We start from the raw sequence: 7,557 nt of genomic DNA, 5'->3' as shown, positions 1-7,557 counted from the left end.
CACGGGATACTATCAAAAGGGAGGAAATGATGAACGAAAAGGCATTGAAGTAGAGCTCACCGGTCGTTTATTAGATAATTTGGAAGTTATTACTGGATATTCTTATATCGATGCGCAGTACAAGGAACATACTTCCTATGTATATGGCTCCGCTCCATTAAACACACCAAAGCATACTTTTAATGCTTATGCCAATTACAGTTTCAAGGAAAAGCTAGATGGTCTGTCAGTTGGAGCAGGAATCTATTATACCGGAGAACGTCCAATAAACGATTGGAGCTCAGGAGCAGTAACCCACGAAGGAATTGTGCCAAACCAGAAACCGTTTAATGTTGAAGCCTACACCCAAGTGAATGCCCAGATTGCCTACAGCATCGATTCCCATTGGAACTTTAGGTTTTTACTCAATAACATCTTTGATGAGATAGGCTACAATGCATATAGAACGAGTTATATCAACCAAACTGATCCTCGAAACTTCGCAGGAGTCCTGAGTTATTCATTTTAACCAATAAAACAATAAAGTGCAATCATTACGATTGCACTTTAGTTAACTCTCATTTCTATATGAAGAAAAACAACACATACACTTTTAGAAAATTTATAAATGATGTTCATTTATGGCTTGGATTGGCAAGCGGAATCATCTTATTTATCGTCTGTTTTACGGGAACCGTTTTGGTGTTTGAGCAGGACATAAAGGAATTCTTTGCGGAAGATGTTATTGTTGAAGCTCAAGTTGAAAAACAAACGGTAACCAGTTTAGCAGAAGAATTAAAGGCCTCAAACGGTTTTTATGTAACAGGCGTAACGATTCCCAACAACCAAAACGAAGCCTATACTTTTTTGGTTAAAGAAGATTTAAAACAACCACGTGGGACCAAGGTGCTTGTAGATCCATACACTAAAGTTATTCACAAAGCTGAAAAAACAAAGGCAGACGCCTTTATGTTAACAATGTTTAAACTGCACAGATGGCTATTGTTGGATCCTACTATCGGAAGACCTATTGTTGGCGTGGCAACGATTGTTTTCTTGGTCTTAGCTATTTCAGGGATTATACTTTGGTTTCCTAAAAGAATCAAATGGAAGACCGTAAAACAAGGATTTAAGATCAAAACCAAGGCAAATTGGAAGCGCGTTAACCATGATTTGCATAATACCTTAGGTTTTTACGCCTGTCTATTTTTACTTGTTATGGCCATTACAGGTTTATGTTGGTCTTTTGAATCGTATAGAGAAGGTTTAGGTTACGTCATGGGAACCAAAATATTTGATAGGTCGAGTCCGGAGTTTCATTTAGAGGATAGTTCTGACGCTATGACGATATCTTATGATGAGGCTATTCAATTGGCAAATCAGACTTTAAATTATCCTGGCGAACTTGCGGTGACATTTCCAAACCCAAAAAACAATTATTATAGTTTTAGAAAATACAACGACAGCAATTGGTCGCCTTCTACTTCAGATAAGCTGTTTTTGGATACTGCGGGAGTTGTTTTAAAAGTAGAATATTTTGATGAAAAACCTTTAAATCAAAAATTAGCAGCGGTAATAAAACCACTTCACACCGGCGATATTTTTGGAACATTCTCAAAAGTCGTTTATTTCTTGGCTTGCCTGATTGCAACAAGTTTGCCGGTGACGGGTACTTTGATTTGGTTGAATAAATTGAAAAAGAAGAATAACAGAAAGGTTCCGAACTTAAGAAAAATGTCTTCTAATGCACGGGAATAATAATCACTTCATTTTTCCTCATATATGAACTCTAAGGAGACACAAAACCTCTAAGAGTGTAAATTCTGAACTGTCCTTCGTCAATGGAGGGCAGTTTTAATATACAATGGTTGTGACGGCTCAAAACTAAAGCGGTCTGGTTTTATCAACTGAATGACTAATCATATATGTTTGTGTAATCGTTCTTCATTTAAAGGCATGTTGGCAAATTGAGTTCGTGTGATATTGTGCAATTAGTCCAAATGTAATCTTAAGGTTTTCTTCCGAATAGTACAGATTATAAATAGCAGTGTTGGGTTTAAAAAAAGAGACTTCTATTTATCATTTCAGTATTATTTTTATGCAACTTATTTAAAATAAACCTGTGGAGAACCCAATGGGTAGTCACCTTATCATATACTTGTCTGGGAATCGGGAACTTAAAAACCTTAGTCACCAGAGTATACTTGAAGGATATATTCAATATCTTTAAAACCTAATTTCTACACTGGTTATGAAAGATGGAAATGAATGGAGAGCATGGTTGATATTGTTGACGAGCTTGATAATTACATTGACAGCTACAATATATGTAAAATCAAATATTGATGACAATCTTGAAGCTGATTTCAATTTCGACAGCAATAATATTGCTAACCGAATAGAAACACGTTTACATGCGCACGCTCTTTTACTTCGCAGTAGCACTGCTTTTTTTTCAGGGTCAGATCGTGTGACACGACAAGAATGGAAAACATTTATTGAACGACATGAACTCGACCGTAGCTTACCCGGAATCTTGGGTGTTGGTTACGCTTCTATCATACCAAAGGACAGGAATTCTGAGCATATCCAAAACATAAGAAAGGAAGGCTTTCCTAATTATAAGATTTGGCCGGAACATGAAAGAGAAATATATTCTTCCATTGACTTCGTTGAACCTTTTACTGGCATTAATCTTCAGTATTTTGGTTTTGATATGTTAACGGAGGACGTACTTGCAGATGCCATGGAGCGTGCCCGTGATAGAGACATGGCCTCAATATCAGGAAAGATGCTATTAGCCGAGAACAATGGAACTGATCTTGAAACGGGCAGTTTTATTTTTGTTCCAGTCTATGAAGAGGGTTTTGAAATCAATACTGTCGAACAACGACGTGCGGCGCATATAGGATGGGTGTACAGTGCGTGCCGGATGAATGACCTTATGTCCGGGATATTAATCGGGCGGAAGTTGGAAATGATATTACATATTTATGATGGTTTGATACCTTCACCTGATTCACTGTTATTTGAATCTCAGCTTTCTGAAGATCGAAAATTGTCTGATAACAAGCGCGACACTTTAATCCTTCCCATTGATTTTAATGGCCACCGATGGACCCTTATATTTTCTCGGGAAAAAGAAAATATTTTTATGGCCTATATAGAGGCATGGGGGTTGTTTATTGGCGGTTTAACTATAAGTGTTTTATTATTTCTTTTGACCCGATCACTGATTAACACCCATTATAATGCCCGGAAAATAGCAGAAACCTTGACCGTTGAACTGAAGGAAAGTGAAAATCTGCTACGTACGATCATGGAAGCTTCTCCCGTGCCTTTGGTTTTGACTAAAATGCGTGATGGGGTAGTGATCATCGCTAACGAATCTTTTGGGAAACTTTTTAAAGTTTCGATATTGGACATCATTGGTCAAAAACTACCTGATTTCTATCACAATAAGAGCGACAAGATCGCCCTGCTGAAAACAATTGCCTCAGGAGGGCATATAGATCATAGGGAATTGATTTTAGAAAAATCGGACGGCGAAATATTCTGGTGTTCCATTTCGATTAAATTGGTGATTATTAATGATGAAAAGGTACTTATTGCTGGATTCCATGACATTACAGAATTGAAGAAGACGGAAGAAGAACTCATAAAACACCAAGAACAACTTGAAAAAATGGTAGCGGAAAGAACTGAAAAGCTGACCCTATCCGAACAAAAATTGCTTCAAAGTGTTAAGGATATTTCAGATTATAAACTGGCTTTGGACGAATCGAGTGCAGTTACAATTTCTGATAGGGATGGAATTATCAGGTATGCAAATGATAAATTTTGCGAATTGTCGAAATATAGTAGGGATGAGGTGATTGGGTCGGATTATACGATGTTAGATGCCGATTATCACCCTGAAGGCTTCTTTGATGAACTTTGGAGAACGGTGGGAGAGGGAAAGATCTGGAGAGGGGAAATTAAAAACAAAGCAAAGGATGGTACTTTTTATTGGGTGGATACCACTATTGTTCCTTTTCTCGATAAAAATAACGAGCCCTATCAATCTGTTGCCATTAAGTTTGATATCACTGAAAGAAAATCAATTGAAGCCGATTTAATAAAGGCAAAACAAGCAGCAGATGCAGCCAACCGAGCCAAGAGTGAGTTCCTTGCCAATATGAGTCATGAGATTCGTACCCCTATGAATGCCATTATCGGGTTTTCTGAACTTTTATCTAAATCGGTACGGGATGAAAAACAGCGTGCGCAGGTAGATTCCATCCGTAGCAGTGGCAAGAATCTATTAAGGATTATTAATGACATCCTGGACCTATCAAAAATAGAGGCTGGTAAGATTGATCTTATGCCAGTACCTGTCAATCTTGTCCATCTGCTCAGTGAAATAGAAAATATCTTTGCTGAAAAGGTAAAAGCCAAAGGGATTGTTTTCTTCATCGATTATGAAAGCCTACCTAACAAAACCTTGCATTTGGATGAGGTCCGTTGTAGACAGATCCTTTTCAATCTTGTAGGAAATGCCATTAAATTTACCCATGAAGGAAGTGTTTCCGTAAGGATAGATTACCGGAAAAACAGTACCTATGAGAAAAACCTGGATCTGACCATTTTGGTTAAAGATTCGGGCATTGGGATTCCTATGGATCAACAAGAACATATTTTTGACCCTTTTAAGCAGTCTTCAGGCCAAGACCTTCACAAGTACGGCGGAACGGGTCTCGGATTATCGATCACTAAAAAATTGATTGAAAGAATGGGAGGCAGTATAAGTCTTCAGAGTGGAGCAGGACAAGGCAGTACATTTAAAATAGACCTCTCCAATATTCCGGTGATAGACGCTTACATCGATAATGCTCAACAATATTTTGATCATTCAACCGTTTTATTTAAACCTGCTACGGTGCTGATCGCAGATGACAATGAAGAGAACCGTAAGCTGATCGTTGATCTACTGGAATATTCACCATTGACCATTTTACAAACCGAAAATGGGATGGAAGCTGTTGAAAAGGCTAAAAATCATCTGCCTGATCTTATTCTTATGGATTTGAGAATGCCGGTTATGGATGGTTATGAAGCCACCAAAATTCTGAGAAAGGAAAGGCACACTGCTTCTATACTTATAATAGCAATAACTGCTTCCATTCTCATTTCGAACAAAAAAGAAAATGAGGATATTGAGACACTATTCGACCAATACCTGCTAAAACCATTAAATATTGAGCAGCTTATCGAGATGCTAAAAAGGTATCTTAGCTATGAATCAGTAGAACGCCATGTGGAGGAACCACATACTTTTTATCTTGCAAATCGTGAGTATAAAATGTCTGATGAGCTGAAACAGAAACTTCCAGAGTTCATTAAGATCCTTGAATTGGAATTTGTACCTGAATATGAAAGGGCCATTAAAAATCAGGTTATAAATGAAATTGAACAATTCGGTATTAATTTGCTTAAAATATCAACGGAGATAAATTGTGACATGCTCATCGATTACAGCAATGAGATTGGGCTACATGTGGGAAATTTCGACTTTGAAAAACTTATACACACTTTAAAGAGATTTCCTGAATTGGTGGATTGGCTGAAAGTAGAAACCAATAGTATTTAAAGTGCTTTTAATAGATTAATTTAAAGAATCATTTGTCATGGAACCAGATACCAAAAAAGACCGTAAAATCCTTATTGCTGATGACCAACAAAAGAATATTCAGGTGTTAGGAAGTTTATTGCGACAGGAAAATTATATCATTGGGGTTGCAATGAATGGTAGGCAAGCTTTGGAAATGTTGTTGCAGTCAAACGATTACGATCTGGTTTTGATGGATATCAATATGCCAATTATGAATGGCATTGAAGCATGTAAGGCCATACGTGAACATGAAAACTTAAAAGAGATCCCCATTATCTTCCTAACCGCATTGGTTGAATCCGAAAGTATTGTGATGGGTTTTGAGGCAGGAGGGCAGGATTATGTCACAAAACCATTCAATTCTAATGAGTTACTGGCAAGAGTTAATACCCATCTTGAATTAAAGCAAAATAGAGATTCGCTTAGGCAAGTAAACAATTGGCTTGAACAAAGGGTGAAGGAGCGGACAGAAGAGTTAACTGTCGCCAATAGCCAATTGCTTAAACTTGATACCGCAAAAACCGAATTTTTAAATATCATTAGCCACGAGATACGGACCCCACTTCACGGAATAATTGGCGCTCTCGGAATCCTAAATGAATACCACTTGCCTGAGGAAATAAAAGAGTTGTTGTTCATTATGGAGATTTCTGCAAATAGATTAGAGGAGTTCTCACTCAAGGCTTTGGATATTTCACTTCTAAATACCAAGGGAAAAGCCATACTGAATTTAAATAGGGAAGACTTAACGAATATAATCAGTTCCAAAGCAAATGCCTTGAAAAGCCAGGCTGACAAAAAGAATATTTCTATAATTCTGCAAAATGAAGGCCGTGACATCTGTACGATGCTCGACAAAACATTTATTGATAAATGTGTCTCATACTTAATTGACAACGCCATAAAGTTTGGAAACAAAAATTCAGAGATATTCATTAAAACAATGGAACACTCTAAAAACCTTGTGGTCACAATTGAGGATGAAGGTAAACATTTCCCGGATAATTATAATTTTTTCGATATTGAAGTCTTTGGTACTAATAGCCATATAGACCAAAATCCTGCGTTGTCTCTTTTCTTGTGCAAAAAAATCATCGAAGCCCATAATGGAAAGATTGAAATTAGAAACACTCAAAACGGTGCTAAGGTTTCATTTGTTCTTCCAAAAATTGGATAGGTCGCTATATAACCCATAGAGATGCTATAATATGGCTTTGTTATTTGTTGTTCTTCAGCAAAACAAATAGCAATATATAGGAATAAACTTACGCATAGATGTGTTTCGTCAAAATTTGATGTATTTCGCGGGTCAAATTATCCATATTTTTTATCTTTCCAAGACCCCCTAATCATTAATTAATAGATATGAAAAATTTTACCTACTTATGTTTGGCCTTTTTTTGCTGCCTTACAGTCTATGCGCAAACAGAAAGCAAAAGCAACATCCAACGCGTCCGGATTGATTTTAAAACCCCCGAAGGCTTTGTCCGCCACTTATTGTTGGCGTTTACCAAAGATGGTAGGGCCACTGATGGCATTGATTATGGTTACGATGCCCGTAATCGAGATAAGCTTAAAGACGACCTGAATTGGATGATCAATTCGCAACGCTTCGTGATTCAAGGTGTGGGTGCCTACAGTGAATCCAAGAGGTATCCATTCGGTATGTTCCTGACCAATTCCGGACCTATTGAAATTTCTTTGACCGCTCTTGAGCACTTTGACACTCCGATTCCCGTATTTGTTTATGATGCCTTGAGTGATACTTAGTTACTCCTTAAGGTAGATTAATCATCTATAATCCAGTGTATTAACCGTTATTAAGCTTGTTTTTCATTACAGGTATTTGTATATTTGTCGTAGAAAAGCTTGCAAATATGTTGGGAAAAAATCCAGAAAAACTACCCGAATTATTCCGCCCTATGTTG

Annotated in this window: 5 protein-coding genes; all 5 read left to right on the top strand. The window is 37.3% G+C overall.

Annotated features, from left to right (window positions below):
* A partial coding sequence (locus tag VLZ86_RS08260; protein WP_325450184.1) for a TonB-dependent receptor domain-containing protein occupies window positions 1–508 on the top strand: 508 nt, incomplete at its 5' end.
* Window positions 509–567: 59 nt separating this feature from the next.
* On the top strand, window positions 568–1,737 hold the full coding sequence (locus VLZ86_RS08255; protein WP_325450182.1) for a PepSY-associated TM helix domain-containing protein: 1,170 nt from the start codon (window positions 568–570) through the stop codon (window positions 1,735–1,737).
* Between the two features lie 493 nt (window positions 1,738–2,230).
* Window positions 2,231–5,608: a CHASE domain-containing protein gene (locus VLZ86_RS08250; RefSeq protein ID WP_325450180.1), complete on the top strand. Its 3,378-nt coding sequence runs from the start codon at window positions 2,231–2,233 to the stop codon at window positions 5,606–5,608.
* Window positions 5,609–5,645: 37 nt separating this feature from the next.
* Window positions 5,646–6,806 carry a hybrid sensor histidine kinase/response regulator gene (locus VLZ86_RS08245; RefSeq protein WP_325450178.1) on the top strand — a complete coding sequence of 387 codons (1,161 nt, stop codon included), beginning with the start codon at window positions 5,646–5,648 and terminating at the stop codon, window positions 6,804–6,806.
* Window positions 6,807–6,994: 188 nt separating this feature from the next.
* The gene (locus tag VLZ86_RS08240) at window positions 6,995–7,399 is read left to right on the top strand and encodes a hypothetical protein (RefSeq protein ID WP_325450176.1); all 405 of its coding nucleotides are present in this window, start codon (window positions 6,995–6,997) and stop codon (window positions 7,397–7,399) included.
* The last annotated feature ends 158 nt before the right edge of the window (window positions 7,400–7,557 follow it).

This window comes from Gelidibacter sp., from assembly GCF_035515035.1.
GTDB lineage: Bacteria > Bacteroidota > Bacteroidia > Flavobacteriales > Flavobacteriaceae > Gelidibacter.
The sequence above is the reverse complement of the archived record's forward strand: the minus strand, read 5'-3'. Positions and strand labels throughout refer to the sequence as shown.